The 17145-nt window shown below is 73.6% G+C and carries 14 protein-coding genes and 1 pseudogene; 8 read left to right on the top strand and 7 right to left on the bottom strand.

From position 1 onward, the window contains the following. Both AB0P29_RS13875 and AB0P29_RS13880 read left to right on the top strand, forming a co-directional pair. A pseudogene (locus AB0P29_RS13875) lies at window positions 1–96 on the top strand (IS5/IS1182 family transposase); the annotation flags it as partial. 15 nt (window positions 97–111) lie between these two features. Further along, window positions 112–591: a hypothetical protein gene (locus AB0P29_RS13880; protein WP_363380640.1), complete on the top strand. Its 480-nt coding sequence runs from the start codon at window positions 112–114 to the stop codon at window positions 589–591. Window positions 592–613: 22 nt separating this feature from the next. Here the strand turns inward: AB0P29_RS13880 and AB0P29_RS13885 are convergent, their stop codons facing one another. After that, the gene (locus tag AB0P29_RS13885) at window positions 614–916 is read right to left on the bottom strand and encodes a DUF1540 domain-containing protein (protein ID WP_064003688.1); all 303 of its coding nucleotides are present in this window, start codon (window positions 914–916) and stop codon (window positions 614–616) included. A gap of 342 nt (window positions 917–1258) precedes the next feature. Between AB0P29_RS13885 and AB0P29_RS13890 the strand changes: the two genes are divergently transcribed. Further along, the gene (locus tag AB0P29_RS13890) at window positions 1259–3718 is read left to right on the top strand and encodes a LuxR C-terminal-related transcriptional regulator (protein WP_363380643.1); all 2460 of its coding nucleotides are present in this window, start codon (window positions 1259–1261) and stop codon (window positions 3716–3718) included. A 232-nt stretch (window positions 3719–3950) separates the two neighbouring features. Here AB0P29_RS13890 and AB0P29_RS13895 read toward each other — a convergent pair whose 3' ends face one another. Together AB0P29_RS13895 and AB0P29_RS13900 are read right to left on the bottom strand one after the other, a co-directional pair. Then, window positions 3951–5699 carry a DUF4012 domain-containing protein gene (locus AB0P29_RS13895; RefSeq protein ID WP_363380646.1) on the bottom strand — a complete coding sequence of 583 codons (1749 nt, stop codon included), beginning with the start codon at window positions 5697–5699 and terminating at the stop codon, window positions 3951–3953. Next, complete coding sequence (locus AB0P29_RS13900; RefSeq protein WP_363380648.1) at window positions 5696–6352, bottom strand: LPXTG cell wall anchor domain-containing protein; 657 nt, start codon at window positions 6350–6352, stop codon at window positions 5696–5698. The genes AB0P29_RS13895 and AB0P29_RS13900 overlap by 4 nt, the downstream gene beginning before the upstream one ends. 715 nt (window positions 6353–7067) lie before the next feature. Here AB0P29_RS13900 and AB0P29_RS13905 point away from each other — a divergent pair. Continuing rightward, on the top strand, window positions 7068–7682 hold the full coding sequence (locus tag AB0P29_RS13905; protein ID WP_363380650.1) for a WecB/TagA/CpsF family glycosyltransferase: 615 nt from the start codon (window positions 7068–7070) through the stop codon (window positions 7680–7682). A gap of 207 nt (window positions 7683–7889) precedes the next feature. Here AB0P29_RS13905 and AB0P29_RS13910 read toward each other — a convergent pair whose 3' ends face one another. The 4 genes from AB0P29_RS13910 to AB0P29_RS13925 form a co-directional block, all read right to left on the bottom strand. After that, complete coding sequence (locus AB0P29_RS13910; RefSeq protein ID WP_363380653.1) at window positions 7890–9071, bottom strand: DegT/DnrJ/EryC1/StrS family aminotransferase; 1182 nt, start codon at window positions 9069–9071, stop codon at window positions 7890–7892. A 30-nt stretch (window positions 9072–9101) separates the two neighbouring features. Then, a complete protein-coding gene (locus AB0P29_RS13915) occupies window positions 9102–10169 on the bottom strand; it encodes a Gfo/Idh/MocA family oxidoreductase (protein WP_363380655.1) in 1068 nt (355 codons plus the stop codon). Between the two features lie 532 nt (window positions 10170–10701). After that, window positions 10702–11949: a glycosyltransferase gene (locus tag AB0P29_RS13920; protein ID WP_363380658.1), complete on the bottom strand. Its 1248-nt coding sequence runs from the start codon at window positions 11947–11949 to the stop codon at window positions 10702–10704. Further along, window positions 11949–12983, bottom strand: coding sequence for a hypothetical protein (locus AB0P29_RS13925; RefSeq protein WP_253034551.1), 1035 nt, complete (start codon window positions 12981–12983; stop codon window positions 11949–11951). The genes AB0P29_RS13920 and AB0P29_RS13925 overlap by 1 nt, the downstream gene beginning before the upstream one ends. Before the next feature lie 243 nt (window positions 12984–13226). Between AB0P29_RS13925 and AB0P29_RS13930 the strand changes: the two genes are divergently transcribed. From AB0P29_RS13930 to AB0P29_RS13945, 4 genes are read left to right on the top strand one after another with little or no spacing between them, the layout of a single operon-like run. Beyond that, window positions 13227–14231 (top strand): hypothetical protein, encoded by a 1005-nt coding sequence (locus AB0P29_RS13930; RefSeq protein WP_363380661.1) that lies wholly within the window; start codon window positions 13227–13229, stop codon window positions 14229–14231. Next, window positions 14228–15334, top strand: coding sequence for a glycosyltransferase (locus AB0P29_RS13935; RefSeq protein ID WP_253034549.1), 1107 nt, complete (start codon window positions 14228–14230; stop codon window positions 15332–15334). The genes AB0P29_RS13930 and AB0P29_RS13935 overlap by 4 nt, the downstream gene beginning before the upstream one ends. After that, window positions 15331–16320 (top strand): hypothetical protein, encoded by a 990-nt coding sequence (locus tag AB0P29_RS13940; protein WP_363380664.1) that lies wholly within the window; start codon window positions 15331–15333, stop codon window positions 16318–16320. The genes AB0P29_RS13935 and AB0P29_RS13940 overlap by 4 nt, the downstream gene beginning before the upstream one ends. Beyond that, window positions 16317–17114 carry a galactosyltransferase-related protein gene (locus tag AB0P29_RS13945; protein ID WP_363380667.1) on the top strand — a complete coding sequence of 266 codons (798 nt, stop codon included), beginning with the start codon at window positions 16317–16319 and terminating at the stop codon, window positions 17112–17114. Before AB0P29_RS13940 ends, AB0P29_RS13945 begins: the two co-directional genes overlap by 4 nt. Window positions 17115–17145 lie beyond the last annotated feature (31 nt).

Consider the following 17145-nt stretch of genomic DNA (forward strand, 5'->3'; position numbering starts at 1 on the left):
GCCACTCGATACGACAAACACGCCGTCACCTACCGCGCCGCCGTCGTCCTGAACTCCGTCATCGCATGGGTCCAGCAATTATCAGACACGCCCTAGGTCGGGTCGCTCGCGATGGCGGCGACCCTGGCGGTCGGAGTGACGGCGGCCGTGACGAGCCGTCCGGTGTGGACGGCGGCATCCGTCCCGCCCGGGGCCGACATCCGGCACGTCGCGACCCTGACGGAGGATCAGGACCGCGGATGGCCGGACGGATATCTCGGCGGCACCGCCGACGGCGTCGTGTTCGAGTCGATCGGCGAGATCACCCCCGTCGTCGGATCCATGCCGACCGGTACGGGTGTGACCCGGTGCATGCAGTTGCTCCCGCCACAGGCGTGGGAGCCCTCGGGCGAAGAGGGCAGCGTGTGGGGCGGATACGGCGGATGCAGCGTCGAGCCGTTCTCCGTCACCGCCACCTTCGTCGTCGGGCCCGAGGCGCCGTCGGCGCTGCGGGAGAGGTTCGTCGAGGGGACGCGCCTGCAGTTCGTGGCCGGCGACGCTGTCATCGAGGTGTTCTCGGCGGACGCGCCGACGGCCGAGGCGACGAACTGACCGCCCCGGCCGTCCGACGTCGTCAGGCCGCCTGGTAGGTGAGGCAGTCGGCGGACTCGGCTCCGGGTCCGACGCGGACAGCGGATGCCGTGCACTCGAGCGACGAGTTGAAGACGCACTCCGAGCGCTGACAGGCGCCGACGTGGCTGACGACCTTGTCGAGTCCGCCCTTCGTTCCGAGGGGGATGAAGGTTGCGCACTCGGCGTCGCCGGGGGCGCCGCCGATCGTCACCGCCGCGGCGTGGCAGTGCGAGTGGTCGTTGTATGAGCAGCCGAGGGCGTTGCACTCGGACACGCGGGGCAGGTCGTCGAGGGTCATGCTCATGGAAGCCTCCAGGGTCGTGGTGGTTCGAGGGTATTCCGCGACCCCCGGAGGTTGGACAGCCTTAGTCGCGAGAAATCTGCCCGATCAGTCGCCTTTTCGAAGTTAGGTGAGCCTCGCCTCTCAGGGCCGTGACTCGCGTGGCCCGCGAGGCCTATCACAGGCTGTCGATTTCCACATCGGGCACCGCCGGCGAGCACGGAAATGGTAGATTCCCTGCATTCCGCAGCGCGCGGAAAGCCCGGGTCGGACCCGAATCCCGACACGGGCGACGGGGAACATCGGCGCGAGGCGGCCGGCGCGAGAAAGCGGAGTGCTCGTCCCGACGGAGGGAGAAGGGTACGCATGGCTCTCGCTGCATTGTCCGCCGACCTTCCGCCCGCCCTTCCGCTGTGGCCTCAACTCGCGCTCAGCCACGTCGAGACGGCGCTCTCGGAGCCGGACCGGCCGCTGCGCCTCGTCGTGATCGGTCCCGCGGGCTCCGACAAGTCGCCGCTGCTCGCGCAGATCGCCGATCGCCTCCCCACCCTCCCCCCCACGCGGATCATCGACGACGGCCATCGCCTCTCCGACGATGAGGTGCACGCGCTGCACACCTCGCTCGACGACCCCCGCGCCGGGCTCATCCTCGCCTGTCGGCCGTCGCCGTGGACGCCGACCCTGACGGCGCTGATTCGACGGATCGAGCAGTCGCACCCCGCCCTCGCCCTCGGTCAGGTGGACACCGAGGACGTCCTCCGCGCGCTGTCCGCAGCCGGACGCTCCATCGACACCGGCTGCGTCGGCGCGATCGTGCAGATGGCGGCATCCGTCACCTGGCTCGTGAAGGAGGCGCTCGCCGCGCACGGCGACGGCTTCTGCCACGACCCCTCCCACGAACGGGTCGCCCGCGCCGTCGGCGAAGTCATCGCCCTGCGGCTGGACACCCTCGCCCCCGAGACAGCGCGCATCGTGCGTCTGGCCAGCCTCGCAGGCGACGACCTGCCCCCCACCATCGACGGGACGGCCACGGAGTCGCTCGCCCGCGGCCACGCCGAGGGACTGTTGCTGCGCGGCGGGCGCCCCGTGCCGATCGTCCGGACGACCGTCGCCCGGATGACCCCCGTCGCCGAGCTCATCGACCTGCTCGACACCGCCCCGCTCTCGCCCCTCGACCCCGAGATCGCCACCTCTCTCGGTGGCCATCTGGACCCGCGATTGGCTCTCGCCCTTCGCGGCCAGGCCGACGAGGCGGCCGGCTACGATCCGCTGCGCGCCACGGAGCTCTACGACGCCGCGCTCGCGGCCGGCGACGACGCGCCGCTCATCGCGATCCGCAAGGCTCGGATGGCCTGGCATCGCGGAGATGTCGACGAGGCCGCATCCCTCGTCGACGCCATCGTCCGGGAGGCCACCGGGGACGAGGGCGACGAGGCCCTGCGCATCCTCGGCTCGGCGTGGAGCGCCCGCGGCCTGCTCCGCGCCAGCGCAGCGACCTACCACGCCCAACCGACCACGGACTTCGTCCTGCGTGCGCAGGGTGCGCTCTCGGCCTTCGGCACCGGCGACGCGGGGCCGATGCACGACACGCTCGGCATCGTCGACAGCGGAGTGAGCGGCATCCCGACCACCCTCCACGTCGCCTACGTGAAGCTGCTGCGGGGGCTCGCGGCATCCCTCGCCGCCGCGACGGGCACCGCCTTCAACGAGCTCATCCGGGCCAGCGCGACGTACGGCGATTCGAACGAGCACGGGCCTGTGCCCGAGCTGCCCGCTGTCATCGCGGCGATCGGCGCGATCAACATCGGCGAGCTCGATACGGCCGGCAACCTCCTCGCCGATGCGCTGATGGAGGAGCACGGCGGCCCCTGGGCCCGCTCGCGATTGCTTCTGTGGGCCGCGTGGGTTGCGGTGCACCGGCAGCATCCGGAGGAATCCGCGGCGCGACTCGCCGACGTCGACGCCTCGGCCTTGCCGTTGAGCAGCCGCGAAGTGCTGGTCCGCGACTCGGTCATGCTCGCGCACGTGCGGCGCTACGGGTCGCTCGACGAACTGCGTGCGCTGTGGGAGCGGGTGCGGGACGACGTCCGCCATGTCGAACCCGACCTCTACCTGCTGCACCCGCTGCGCGAGTTCATCGAGACCGCCCCGCTGTTCGACGACTCGGAGCGTGTCCTGCCCGCGATCGAGGCGCTGACGGACATCCTGCGCGGTCTCGGCGACCCGTCGATGTGGTCGACGCCGTTCCACTGGTCGACCTACCATCGGGCGCTGCTCGCACGGGATGCGCACGGACAGGCGCACGCGGCGCGCGCGCTGTCAGCCGCGGCACGCGGCTCCCGTCTCGCCGCCACCCTGTCGGCGGCGGTCGGCGAGTGGTCGCGCAGCCGCGTCGACGACGGCGACATCGATCGCATCGAGCAGATCGCCTCGCGCCTGGCCGAGGTGGGGCTCGCCTGGGAGGGCGCACGGTTGGCGATCTCGCTCTCCGAGCGTTCCCGCGATCGCCGCGCCGGCACGCGCCTCGCCACCTTCGCCCGCGCTCTGCACCCGAACGCCGGACCGGGGGTCTCGGGCAACGACGTGGCCCTCGGCGACAGCGGGCTGTTGAGCGCCCGGGAGCGCGAGGTCGCCGGCCTGGTGCTCAGCGGGATGACGTATGCCGAGATCGGCGAGGCGATCTTCATCTCACCTCGGACGGCCGAGCACCACATCGCGCGCATCCGCCGCCGACTGGGCGCGACCTCGCGCACCGACCTCATCGCCAAGCTGCAGGCGATCGTCGGCACCGACGACGGCGCAAGCGACGCGGGCGACAGCCGCTGACGAGGACCGCTCGAGAAGAGCGGACCCCCTCCGGCCAGTTCAGTGGGGACTGCGGCGGGAGAGGGTCCGCGAAACCATCCAGGTCGCCGGAGACGCGCAAGTTTGGGGACAGTGCGCGTCGAGACCGCTTGGGGAACGGTTCGGCAACCGATGGGGGATGGCTCTCACATGCTAGAGGAAAGCGCACCGCCGGAACAGGCAGGACGCCGGATCTTGAGGTGAACGACGAGGATCAGGCGGCCGGACAACCGATCCGACCCGAGCGCACATCGACGGGAGCGAGGAGCGGCGTGTGCAGAAGCCGTGGCTCCGCGCCGTCCGTCTTCACGTCGGGACCGGCCACGAATCGGAAGGTCAGCACGTCGGATCCTCCCGGCGACAGCTCGACCCGATGGGTGACTGAGAGACGACCGTCGTCCTGCACATCGACGGATGCGACGGACGCGCCGTCGAGCGTCACACCGCCGGCGAACCAGCCGCGCGGCGTCACCACCGTCACCGTGGGCGCGATGTTTCCCGCCTCCACGCCGTAGGCCCCGCCGCCCGTGACGCTGAGGGGCAGCGACGACGCGTCCGCCGCCGCCAGGGTGTTCCCCAGGTCGACCGCCACCTCGACCTCCCGCAGGCCGTCGGCGCGACAGACACCCGAGCGGGTCTCCAGCCCGACGGTCAGGTAGGGCGTGAGCTTGCCTCCGGTGGCATCGTTGAAGTACACGGCGAACGCATCCGGACCGGCCGCGTCGAGGCGGGCGAGCGGACCGGCGAACGCCGTGCCGGCGAGAACCGCCTGCTGCTCCGCGTCGCGGCTCCAGATCGAGATGCGCCCCTCCTCGACGACGCCGGTGAGCGCGGTGACCAGCGTCAGCGGGCGGGCGCGCTCGGTCACCGCCGCGAAGACGGCCCCCGCGGCATCCGCGAAGTACCGGCTCTGCGCGTCCTGATCGAGGGTGCGGTACGGCTCGACGAGCAGCCGGTCGATCGCGTTCGACTGATCGAGCGCACCCGATCGCGTCTCGACGGGGCCGACCGCCTTCAGGATCGCTGCGAGGACGACGGGGTCCATCGACACCACGACATCGGGGGCCGACCCGCCCGATCTCTGCCACCACGCGGCGGCGAGGTTCGCCGTGACACGGAAGTCCGCGGTCATCGACGTGTTCTGCACGTACCGACCGATGCCGTCCCCGAGCGCTCGGACCTCGGCGGCAGGCACGGTGCCGAGCGGCCTGTCGGACGGCGAGAAGTCCGACGAGTCGCGCTGGGCTTCGAGCGAGAGCATGCCGTCCCTCGCCCGGAGCTCGAGGAACGTCCCGGTGATGCCGCCGCCGGTACGCAATTCGGCGGTGTTCTGGAGGACGATGAGGATGCGACGGTCGCCGTCGACCCCGAGCATCGCCGGGACCAGCTCGGCAGCCTGCGCGGCTCCGTCCATCGCCGTCCGGAGATCGTCGACGGCATCGATCACGCGCTCGACGCCGTCGGCGAGCCGGGGGATCAGGGCGGTACGGTCGATGCCCGCCAGATCGCGCGCGATGTCGTCCTGCGTGGCGGCCGCCCGACTCAGCGCCGGGGCGGCCTCGCGCAGGGCGTGGACCGCGGCGGGGGCGTCGGCATCCGTCAGCCGCCGCGCCGTCTCGAACATCGTCGGCGCGACCTCCTCGCCCATTCGGACGATCGCGGTCGCCGCGCGACGCGCCGCCGAGAGATTCGCCCCCACCCCCGGGATCGCTTCGGCGGCGGACCAGACCGGATCGTCGGGGATCGCCGGCGCGATCTCGGCGACGAGTCGGGATGCCGCGCGTTCAGCTCCGTCGATGTCGCCCTCGGCGACGGCCGTCGTGGCGACGGCGGCATCCTCCGTCGCAGCCGTCAGGGCCTGCTGCAGGTCCCAGGCGGATCGCCCGACATGGACGACGGCGACCACGGCGCCGAGGAGGAGGAGAGCGCCGGCGACCCAGAGGAGTCGACGGCGCCTCGTCACGACTCGACCCGGCGGCGGCGGCGAGCGACCAGGAAGAGCCCTCCGGCGACGGCGGCGGCGCCACCGACGGCGGCCGCGATGGGCCACTGCCCGCCCGTGAACGCCAGCGTTCCGGGAGTGCCGTTCGAGGCGACCCCCGTCGGCGTGGCGCACGTGTCGGAGTAGCCCGGGTAGGCCAGCGGCACCGCGATGCTCTCGTCGCCGACGCGCAGCTGAGCGGTCACGGCCCCCGTGGTCCACGCGGCTGCGTCGTCGCGCGGAGTCCACTGATCGCCGGAGCGCACCCAGCCGGGGAGGGCCTCGACGGTGCCGTCGCCGTCGACCTCGACGCCCGGCCAGAGCACGGTGCCGTGCCCTTCACCGGCATCGTCCACCGTGAGCGGCACCGAGAGCTGGTGACCGTCCCCGGAGATGACGAGCTCAGCGGACGGCGCCGACGCGGTACGTGCAGCCGCCGATGCATCCACACGGACGATCGAGTAGTCGATCGCCGGTGCCTGGTGGACGCACAGCGACTGCACGACCGACCCGTTCAGTCCCGACTCGTCGGGAGTGTTCGGGACGTACGACCCGTCGGCCGCGAATGCCGGTGCCGAGCCGGCACCGACGATGACGGCGCCCACGATCGCGGCACGCCAAAGTTCCCCCCACATGTCTGCCTCCCCAAAGGCGACGAGGCGGCGCCTCGGATGGGCGCTCGCTCGTTCTTCAGCCGCCACGTTACCGCCGGTGCCGCCGGCGGACCTCCCGTGTTCTGCCCCGCAACCCCCTAATCCTCCTCCCTACTTGTCCCCCATCTGGGGGACAGGAGATTAGGTTCGTCCCCCTATTGGTGGACACCGTCGTCACCTGTAGCGTCTCCGATATCGCCGCCGCAGAGGCTTTGGGGAGTCGACACGGCACATGGCGGCAGCAGATGGAGTGGGGGCGAGCTTGGGGGCCGTACCCATATCTGCCTGGGCTCTTCGTACGTCTTCGTTCGCGCATCGAACTCGTGCGAAGAGCCCTTACTCCGCACACCGTATGGGGCGGTGGGCGGGGTTTTCTGGGGGAAGAGAAAGAGGGTGCGCCGAGGGGTCGGTGCATCGAGCGGTGTCGCTGGGGGGCGGCGCCGCACACGGGGAATCGCGGATCGGATCCGCACATCGGGGGACGCGAGCCACACTTGCGTCGATGTTTTTCGGGGGATGGAACGTTCATGGGGACAGAACGGAACAGGGGTGCGCGTCTGCGTGACGCGCTCGTCGATCCGACGAGACCATCGGTGCGCGAGGCACTCCGGGGCCCGCGTGATCGCCGCCGGAGCCGTGGCCGCACCACGGTCTCCGGCGGCATCACCCCGACCGCGAGGGCGGTCCGCTGATGCACATGCGCCTTGTTGCGCCCGCGCCGCACTCCGCAGCTGTCGCTGAGCGCCGCACCCCGTCGCCGGCATCGCCCGTCGCCCCGTACCCTGCTGAGGGTCTGCGCGAGCGCTCGACGCCCGGCGGTCTGACGCCCGGCGCCATCCTGGAGCATGCCGACGCGGCACACTGGCGCGTCGCCGTCGTCGGCGGCTCACCCGCCCAGCGCGAGGAGCTTCACCAGCGCATGGTCGCCGACCGACCCGGCGTGGCCCTCATCGGCCACTGGACGCCGGTGCACACCGCGATCCGATCGCGGGAGACCTCCCTCGACATCGCCGAACAGATCCGGCACGCCGAGGCCGACCTCGTGGTCGTCTGCCTGCAGACGCACCGGCAGACGGACTGGATCGGCACCTACGGCGAACTGACGGGCGCACGCGCCCTGATCGCTGTGGACGCACTCGGCGATCTTCTGACCGATCGAGTCCCGCGCATCCTTGCCGACGGCGCGCGCGGACGACTCGACAAGATGTGGCGGCTCGCGCTCGAGCCGAAGCGATGGGCGAAGCGGTACCTCGTCGAGGGACCCCCGGCCTCCCAGGCCGTCCGCCGATCCTCGGCTCCTCATGACGCGTGAACCGTCACCCGCACGCGGGCACGGCCGGACCTCCCCCCCGTCCGTCCGTGCCCGCCTGGTGGATCAGCCGGCGCGGCCCGAGCGCCGGCTCTTCCACGACCGCTCTGCCACCTGAGCGCGGCACGGACCGTCAGCCCGCGACGCACCGCGGCGCCCCGCGCTGAGCGGGATGCGGCAGCTCAGCGACCGCAGCGCACAGCGCCTTGCTCAGCGACCCGAGCGCGTCACCGTCTGCGCGTTCGCGAGCGCGGGTGCGCCCGGGTCGCGCAGGATCGCCACGATCTGATCCTGTTGCGCGGCCGTGAGCATGCGCGAAACGGGCAGGGCGAGCGTGCGATCGGCGAACCGCTCCGACCCGGGAAGCCCGTCGGGAGGTGTCAGCGCACGGTACGGCGCATGGCGGTGGATCGCCGAGCCGCCCCTTCGCACGGCGATGCCGGCGGCGGCGAGCGCGGCGAGCAGTCCGTCGCGGTCGACCGGATACGCGTCCTCGACCTCGACCCAGAAGGATCCGACGTTGCCCGTTCCCCACGCGGGGTCCGCCGCGAGACGTAGCCCCCGCACGTCCCGGAGCCCGTCGCGGTACCGGTCGGCGATCTGCCGACGGCGGCGCACGATCTCGGGCAGGCGACCGAGCTGGACGATCCCCACGGCGGCCTGCAGGTCGGTCAGGCGCGAGTCCCCACCCACCTCCCGGTACTCCTCCGCGGGCGGCACCGAGCCGGGACGCGGATCGGCGGACGGGGTGATCATGCCGTGCTCGCGCAGCCGCCGCGCCCGCGCCGCCCAGGCAGCGTGCGTCGTGGTAAGCATGCCGCCGTCACCCGTCGTCAGGATCGCGCGGCCGTCGAACGACCAGGTGGCGATCTCGGCCGCGGCACCGACGGGGCGGCCGCGACAGGTCGAGCCCACACCGCCGGCGGTGTCCTCGATGACGACGATCCCGAGCGGGTCCGTGACGTCGCGGATGCTCTGCAGGTCGACGGGAGAGCCCCCGTGGTCCGCGACGATGACCGCGGTCGTCGTCGGGGTGAGGGCACGCTCGACCGTGGCAGCGGTCGCGGTCCCGGTGACCGGATCGACGTCGGCGAACACCGGCGTCGCCCCCACCGAGCGCACGGCGTTCGCGGTGGCGATGAATGCCAACGACGGGACGACGACGTCCTCGCCGGGCCGCACCCCTGCGACGAGCAGGGCGAGATGCAGGGCGTCGGTGCCGTTGGCGGTCGCAACGGCGTAGTTCGCGTCGACGAGACCGGCGAAGTCCTGCTCGAAGCGCGCCACCCTCGGGCCCTGCCCCACCCAGCCGCTCGCGATGACCTCGGCGACCGCGTTCAGCTCGGCCTGGCCCAGCCAGGGGGCGTCGACGCCGATCTCCCACTCAGCCATGGTGGGCCCGCCCGTGGCGGCGCGACCGGCTCATGCCGCCACCTCGGCAGAGGAGCGGGCGTGCGGGATCGGATGCGGCGCACCGAAGGCCGCCAGGCTGCCCGCGGCGGCGTCGAGGATCGACAGCACCCGGAGCCCGGACGCGCCACTCGTGCGCGAGGCGCGCTTCTCACGGATCGCGGCGGCGAACTCGCTCACGACGAGCGTGAGCGCCTCCCGCTCCTCGAGCGCCGGCGCGCGGGTCGCGCCCGCCCGGTACGGGATGCTGACCTCCCGTCGCTCCTTCGCGGTCGCGCGCGAGATCGATGCGACGTCCGCGCCGCGGTCGTACATGGTGAGCCGCTGCTGCGTGTTCAGGTCGTCCCACACCAGGGTGTGGCGGGTGCCCCCGATCACCATGCGGCGCGTACGGGTCGGGCTCAGCCAGTTGACGTGCACGTGCGCCATCGCCCCGCCCGCGAGCGGCATCGCGAGGTGGCCGATGCACGACTTGCCGGTGTTCAACGGATCGGATCCGTGCGCCGACACCGAGGTCGCCCGCAGGCCACCCGGCAGCACGAAGTCCATGATCGACAGGTCGTGCGGAGCGAGGTCGCGGAAGACGTCCACGTCGGGCTGCACGAGACCGAAGTTGATGCGCACGCTGTCGATGAACAGGATGTCGCCGAGCTCGCCGCTCGCGATCAGCTCACGCATCTTCATCACCGCGGGCGTGTAGCAGGACGTGTGGTCGGCCATCAGCACGAGGCCGCGTTCGGATGCCCGCCCGACCATCTCCTCGCCGCGCTGCTGGGTGTCGGCGAGCGGCTTCTCGACCAGTACGTGCTTGCCGGCCTCGAGCGCTGCCATCGCGATCTCGTGATGGGTCGATGCGGGCGTCGCGATGGCGATGGCGTCGATCTGAGCGTCGGCCAGCACGGAATCGAGCTCGGGGACGACCCGGGCACCCCCCACGGCGTCCGCGGCGCGGCGCGCGCGGTCGATGTCGAGGTCGCAGATGGCGGCGAGACTCCACTCACGGCTGGCACGCAGCGTGCGCGCCAGGGTCGGCCCCCAATATCCCGCGCCGATCACGGCGACATTCAGTCGTCTCTTCACTTCGTCCCCCGGATTCCCCCCGCGGATCACGCTCCCCACGAGCGCCCCCCGACGGCTGCTGCCGTCAACCGGTGGGGGCGATCGCCGCCGCACCGGTGTCGTCTCGCGGCGACCCTCCGAGGGCCGTCCGCGATGTCATGTGCCCGCACTGCGGTCGCCGAGCGAGCGCAGAGCTGCGGAAGTGTTTCGGAGCGCTCCGTCAGTCGGATGGCGACGCGCGGCGCTCGCAGGACCGGGGCGGCGTACGGCGTCCGGACGGCCGTGGCAAGGCGCGGTCGCGCGGTGGTCGCACGCACGTCGATGCGCGTCGGACCCGTCCGGTGTACGCCGAGTGTCCCCGCAGTCCCCATGCTCTCCCCCACAACGCCCACCCCGAGCAAGAGGTGCGGACGGTAGACCGGCGCCGTCGACGATCCCACTCGTCGCCGTTGTGCTCGCCTCCCCAGGCGGGCACGACCGGTGTCCCCGCGGCTATGAAACCAGACGGGGGCGGCGGGCACAAGGCGACCCGCTCTGTGAATCCCGTGGGTGTTCAGCCCCACCCGCCGAGGTAGGCGGCGACATCGGGCTCGCCGACCAGCTCGCGCACCGCGTCGGCGGTCTCCGTCGTGCGGGGGAACAGGTCGTCCCGCTGCCAGCGCGCCTCGCGCGCCGCGGCCCGGAGGGAACGGATGCGGAGGAGCACCGCGCCGTCCTCATCGATGAGGCTCGCGACGCCGAGACCCTCCTGGGCGACCCGCTCCACGACCGCGTGAAGGCCCGCACCCGCGCGGACCGGTCGCACGATCTCGAGGTGCAGCCGCACGCGATCGAGCACGCCGCGCCCCGCCGCCAGATCCGCGGCGGCGACGGCGGCCGATCCCGGCACCGCCGCCACGACGGAATCGACGCTCACGAACGCAGCGGCGTCCGAGGCACCCTCCGGCGCGGTCACGGCGACGTCGACCTGCGCGGTCGGCAGCCCGCGGGGTCGCGAGCCCGGCACCGGGATCAGCTCCGACAGCAGCATCGCCTCGGCGTTCCGGTCCGCCTGGCCCGTCCCCTCGCGCGCACCCGCATCCGGACCGTCGTGCCATGCCACCGCGGACGGCACGTGCGCGAGCACCGCACCCCGCAGCCACGCGCGGTACGTCCACTCCCAGTCCTCCCCGCCGTAGGCCCGGAACGACTCGTCGAAACCGCCGGCGGCCGCGAACATCGTCCGCGAGCACGCGAGCACGGCGCCGATCGTATGCCGGTAGCTGCGGTCGTCGGCGTCGAGCAGGTCGCGCGAGCGCCGGTAGGCGTCGGCGAGCCATGCGGGCTCGGGGAGCTCCCGCCCCGCGACGACCCCGCGCACGTCGGCGACGGGGGGCGCGTCGGCGAGGTCGGCGTGGCGCCGCCGTCCGACCGCGACGACGTCCGGGGCGAGCCCCGGCATCCGCGTCAGCTCACGGATGAAGCCCGGCTCGGGGACCGTGTCGGCGTCGAGGAAGACGAGCACCTCCCCCGTCGCGTGCGCCGCGCCGAGGTTGCGCACCGCGGCGAGGCGGAATCCCTCGTCGGCCTGCCGGACGAGCCCGACGCCCGCCGGCACCTGCGGCGGCGTGGCCGAGCCGTCGTCCGCGACGATCACTTCGAGGCGGTCGCGGGGGTGGTCCTGGCCGGCGAGGGCGGCGAGGCACCGCGCCAGCTGCGCGGGCTGCTCGTAGTGCGCGACGACGACCGAGACGGTGGGTGTCGCCTCCCGTCCGTCCAGCAGGTCCCAGCGGTTGCCCGGCAGGGCGATGCCCTCCGGCATCAGGCCGCCCACCAGGCGAGGTACGACGCGGCGACGTCGTCGAGCGTCGGCGCGAGCGAGGCTCCGGGAGCCAGCCGCGTCGACGTCGGATCGAGCCAGGCGTCCACGAGGCGGGCGGCGAGCTCGTCGGGGGCGTAGCGGGCGAGCGTGCCGGGGCGGAGCGCATCCATCTCGGCGGCGTAGCGCGAGTCGACGACCAGCGGGCGGCGGCCCGCCTCGACCCAGTCCAGCATCGACCGCGAGGCCGACACGTGCTCGTGTGCCGCGAGGGGGATGCCGGGGGCGAGCAGCTCGGCGGCGAAGGCGTCGTCGCCCAGGAATCCGGTGACCTCGAACGCGACGCCGAGCTCGGCGGCATCCGCCCGCAACCGGACGACGTCCTCCTCGTGGCCGCGCGACGGCGCGCCGATCGCGCGCACCGCGACGTCGCCGACGTCCTCGCCCCGGCGGAGGAGCTCGTCGGCGGCCCGGGCCGCCGCGACCACGGCGGGACGGTGACCCTTTCCGGGGTAGACGAAGCCGGCGATGAGGACGCGCAGGTCGCGCGTCGCCTCGCCGGGGCGCGACGGCGGGATGCCGGTGCGCGCCCCGAGCGCGATCGCCTCGGCGCGGGTGACCCCGGGCAGGAACTCGTCCATGAGCAGTTGCTCGTGACGACTGTTGACGGCGACCCGGCTGGCTGCGGCGACCATCCGCGCGTAGGCGGCGCGGCGGCGCTCGAACATCGTGCCGTCGGAGGGCTGGGGCACGTCGTGGAGCGTGAGCGTCAGCCGCATCCGCTCGGCCCAGCGTTCGACGACGTCGGCGGCGTCCTCGGGTGTCCTGCCGAAGAGGCGGTCGGTGGCGTGGAGGTGCACGCGCGCACCCGCGTCGAGCCCGGCGAGCGCCCGGTCGCCGGCGGCGACGTCCGCGACGCGCACCGTCCGCGCGCCGGGACGGAGGGCCCCGACGGCGCGGGCGACATCGTCGCCGTACCGCGTGACACCGTGCCCCTCCGGACCGAGGACGAGCAGGAGCGGAGGCGCGGAGATCACCCGGCATGGTTATCCGTCCGGGGGAGCGAGGTCAAGCCCCCTCGATCCGACGCCTGATGCGCCTACGGTCGGGGCGTTCCCGCGCACCCACTTCTCGGTCGGCGCGACGCCGTCAAAGGGAGAACAGTGGACACGAGCACGCCGATCGTCGCCCCCGCGGGTGCGGAGAGGACCGGAGCGATCAGGATCGTCTCGGTCCCCGCCGGCCACCCGTACGTCCGGCAGACGACGGCGGATCCGTGTGTGAGTGTGCTCCCCGACCCCATCGCCCCCGGAGCGGACCCCGCGGTGTGGTGGCCGCCCGCCGCCCTCGACCCGACCTGGATCCGTGCGCACGCCGATGCCGCATCGCTCCTCCACATCCACTTCGGCACCGAGTCGTTCCCGCCCGGACACCTGACCGCGTGCCTCGAGGCCGCCCACGCCGTCGGCTGGCCCGTCGTCTACACGCTGCACGACCTCGAGCACCCGCAGCTGACCGACGACTCCGGCTACCTCGCCCAGCTCGACGAGCTCGTGACGGGCGCCGACGCGGTCACGACCCTCACGGTCGGCGCCGCCCGCGCGGTGCGCGAGCGCTGGGGCCAGCACGCGACCGTCATCCCGCATCCGTCGGTCCTGCCGCGATCCGCCGCGATCGAACCGGCACTCGGTGCGGGCCGCGTCGTCGGCGTGCATCTGAAGGACCTCCGGCCGAGCGTCGACGGACCGGGCACGGTCCGGGCGCTGGAGGCCGCGCTCACCGCCCTGCGCGACGCGGGCCACGACGTCCGCGGCGAGGTGCGTCTGCACCATCGGGTGCGGGACGCGGATGCCGCAGCCGAGGTGCGCGCGCTGTGCGCGGCATCCGCTGTCCTCGACCTCGTCGAGCACGAGCGTCTCGCCGACGACGAGCTGTTCGCGGCCCTCGCGAGCCTCGACGCGTGCGTGCTGCCCTACCGGCACGGCACGCACTCGGGATGGCTCGAGCTGTGCTGGGACCTGGGCGTCCCGGTCGCCGCCCCGCGGATCGGGTTCTTCGCCGAGCAGCACGCCGACGACACGGTCGCCTCGTTCGCGCCCGGCGACGCCGCGGAGCTCGCGCAGGCCCTCGCCGGCCTGTGGGTCGCCCCGTCGGCGCGTCCGGCGAGCGCCGCGCGCGACGCCCTCGTCGACGAGCGCCGGGCGCTGCGCACCGTGACGGATGCCGCGATCGCCGAGCGTCACGCGGAGCTCTACCTGCACCTGCTCGAGAGCCGCACCGCGTGAGCGCCCGTCCGCTCCGCATCGTCGTGATCGCGCCGCTGCGCTTCCCGATCCGGCGCCCGCACGCGGGCGGTCTGGAGTCCGCCGTCTGGGCCGAGGTCGACGCGCTCCGCCGCCGCGGGCACGAGGTGACCTTCATCGCCCCCGAGGGGTCGGACTTCCTGCCAGACGAGGCGGCGTTCCGGCTGCCGCCGGTGGTGTGGCCGGGCGATGCCGCACCGACCGACAAGACGTGGCCCGAGAGCTACCACCGCGAGAGCGCCCCGGCGCTCGACCGTGCGCTCAGCGGGATCGCCCGCCATCCCGAGCGGTACGACGTGGTCTCGAACCACTGCCTCGACCCCCTGCCGCTGCGCCGCGCGAACACCCTCGGCGTGCCGATGGTGACGACCCTGCACACGCCGGTCGAGGCCGCCGCCGTGGCCGCCCACGTCGCCGCGGGAGGGGCGGGGTCACGGTTCCTCGCGGTGAGTTCGCACACGAAAGGGCAGTGGGATGCCGCGGGTGTGCCCTCGCAGCTGTTGCCGAACGGCGTCGACCCGGCCGCGTGGCCGCTCGGTCCCGGGGGCGACGACCTCGTGTGGTTCGGCCGGATCGTCCCCGAGAAGGCTCCCCATGTCGCCGTCGAGGTCGCGCGCCGGCTCGGTCGCCGCCTCGTCATCGCCGGCCGGATCGGCGACGAGTCGTACGCGCGCGAGGTGCTCCTGCCGAGCGTCCACGGCGCGGTCGAGTACGCCGGCGAGCTCTCGCCCGGACCGCTCGCGGAGCTCGTCGGGCGGAGCGGTCTCGCCCTCGCGACCCCCGCCTGGGCCGAGCCGTTCGGGCTGGTCGGACCCGAGGCGCTCATGTGCGGCACACCGGTGGTGGGGTTCGCGGTCGGCGGCGTTCCCGAGATCGCGGCCGCGACGATGGGGATGCAGCTCGTGGCGCCCGGCGACGTCCTCGCGATGACCGAACGGGCCGCGGCCGTGCTGCCGAGCGGGAAGGATGCCGCGTTCCGTGCCGTCGTGCGCGAGACGGCGGAGCGCCGGTTCTCGCTCGACGCGCGCATCGACGCCCTCGAGGCGACGTTCGCCCGGATGCTCGCGACGGAGACCGCCGCGTGACCGGGCGGACGCCCCGGCTCGGCTGGTACGTGCACCACCACGGCCGCGGGCACCTGACCCGGCTGCTCGCGATCGCACCGCACCTGGATGCCGAGGTCGACGCCGTCAGCAGCCTCGCGGCGCCCGCGGGCCTGCCGTCCGGCTGGACCTGGACCGTGCTCGACCGCGACGACGACGGCGGCGCGCCGATCGACCCGACGGTGGACGGGATGCTGCACTGGGCCCCGATCGGGCACGTCGGGCACCGCACCCGGCTCTCGGTCATCGCCGCCGCGGCGGCGGAACGGCACTGGGACGGGATGGTCGTCGACACCTCGGTCGAGGTGACCCTGCTCGCGCGCCTGCTGGGGCTGCGGACCGTCGTCGTCACGCAGCCGGGTCATCGCATCGACCGGCCGCACCTGCTGGGATTCGCCGCCGCCGACACCGTGATCGCACCGTGGGCCCGCGGCATCCTCTCGCCCCCGCACCTCGAGGCGCTCGGCGACAAGGTCGTGCACACGGGCGGGATCAGCCGTTTCACCGCGCGCGTCGCGAACGGGCCGCGCTCGGATGAGGTGGTGCTGCTCGCGAGCGGGGGGACCGTCGGACCGGCCGCGATCCGGGATGCCGAGAAGGCCACCGGCCGGCCGTGGCGGGCGCTCGGGGGCGGCGCGTGGGCCGACGATCCGTGGCCGGTGCTGGCGACCGCGGGCGTCGTCGTGTCGTGGGCCGGCCAGAACGCGGTCGCCGATCTGGCGGCGGCCCGGGCGTCGGCGATCGTGATCCCGCAGGATCGGCCGTTCGACGAGCAGCGCGAGACGGGGCGCGCGCTCCGGCGGGCGAACCTCGCGCAGGTCGAGGACTCGTGGCCGACCGCGGCGCAGTGGCCCGACCTGATCGAGCGGGCGGCGACCGCGCGGCCGGAGTGGGAGCGCTGGGAGGTCGCGGGGGCGCCCCAGCGCGCCGCCGCCGCGATCACCGACACGATGCGCGGTCGGCGATGAGCGTCGCCGTCGTGAGCCTGTGCTCGACCCCCCGGCTCGCGCACCTGCGGGTGCAGTTGCGGGCCCTCGCCGGGGCACCCGACGTGCGTCGTGTCGTGGTGTGGATCGGGGACGAGGAGCCGCCCGTCCTGGACGCCGAGACCGTGCTCCGGGTCCCGCCCGGCGCGGACGGACTGCGCCTCGCCGCCGCCCGGAACGCGGGCGCGGCCGCCGCCGACGGCGCCGACCTGCTCGTCTTCCTCGACGCGGACTGCGTGCCCGGCCCGGATCTCGTGCGTCGCTACCGGGAGGCCGCCGTCCGTCACCCGGACGCCGTGCTGTGCGGGCCGGTGACGTACCTCGCCGAGGGGGTGTCGGCATCCGACCCGGCGGAGCTCGCCGCGCTCACCTCCCCCCACCCGGCGCGGCCGATGCCGCCGGACGAGGCGGAACGGACCGCGACAGCCGGCGAGTACCCGCTGTTCTGGTCGCTGTCGTTCGCGCTCTCCCCCGCGACGTGGCGACGGATCGGGGGCTTCGACGAGGCGTACGAGGGGTACGGCGGCGAGGACACCGACTTCGCGTTCCGGATGCGCGAGCGCGAGGTGCCCCTCGTGTGGACGGGTGGCGCCCACGCGTACCACCAGTACCACCCGACGACCTCGCCGCCCTGGCAGCACCTCGACGACATCCTCCGCAACGGGGCGCTGTTCGCCGCGCGCTGGGGCGAGTGGCCCATGACCGGCTGGCTCGAAGCATTCGAGCGGGCCGGCGCGGTGACGAGGGATGCCGCGGGCTGGCGCCGCGTGCCCTAGAAGCCCTCGACGCAGCCGTCGAGGGTGACGT

Origin of the sequence: Microbacterium sp. NPDC080220, from assembly GCF_040686395.1 — a bacterium.
In the GTDB taxonomy this organism is placed as follows: Bacteria; Actinomycetota; Actinomycetes; order Actinomycetales; family Microbacteriaceae; genus Microbacterium; species Microbacterium gawkjiense.

What these genes read in the sequence shown, in the direction of transcription:
- AB0P29_RS13880 (WP_363380640.1), top strand. Translation starts at nt 112, where the DNA reads ATGGCGGCGACCCTGGCGGTCGGAGTGACGGCGGCCGTGACGAGCCGT.
- AB0P29_RS13945 (WP_363380667.1), top strand. Translation starts at nt 16,317, where the DNA reads ATGAGCGTCGCCGTCGTGAGCCTGTGCTCGACCCCCCGGCTCGCGCAC.
- AB0P29_RS13885 (WP_064003688.1), bottom strand. Translation starts at nt 916, where the DNA reads ATGAGCATGACCCTCGACGACCTGCCCCGCGTGTCCGAGTGCAACGCC.
- AB0P29_RS13900 (WP_363380648.1), bottom strand. Translation starts at nt 6,352, where the DNA reads ATGTGGGGGGAACTTTGGCGTGCCGCGATCGTGGGCGCCGTCATCGTC.
- AB0P29_RS13890 (WP_363380643.1), top strand. Translation starts at nt 1,259, where the DNA reads ATGGCTCTCGCTGCATTGTCCGCCGACCTTCCGCCCGCCCTTCCGCTG.
- AB0P29_RS13910 (WP_363380653.1), bottom strand. Translation starts at nt 9,071, where the DNA reads ATGGCTGAGTGGGAGATCGGCGTCGACGCCCCCTGGCTGGGCCAGGCC.
- AB0P29_RS13905 (WP_363380650.1), top strand. Translation starts at nt 7,068, where the DNA reads ATGCGCCTTGTTGCGCCCGCGCCGCACTCCGCAGCTGTCGCTGAGCGC.
- AB0P29_RS13920 (WP_363380658.1), bottom strand. Translation starts at nt 11,949, where the DNA reads ATGCCGGAGGGCATCGCCCTGCCGGGCAACCGCTGGGACCTGCTGGAC.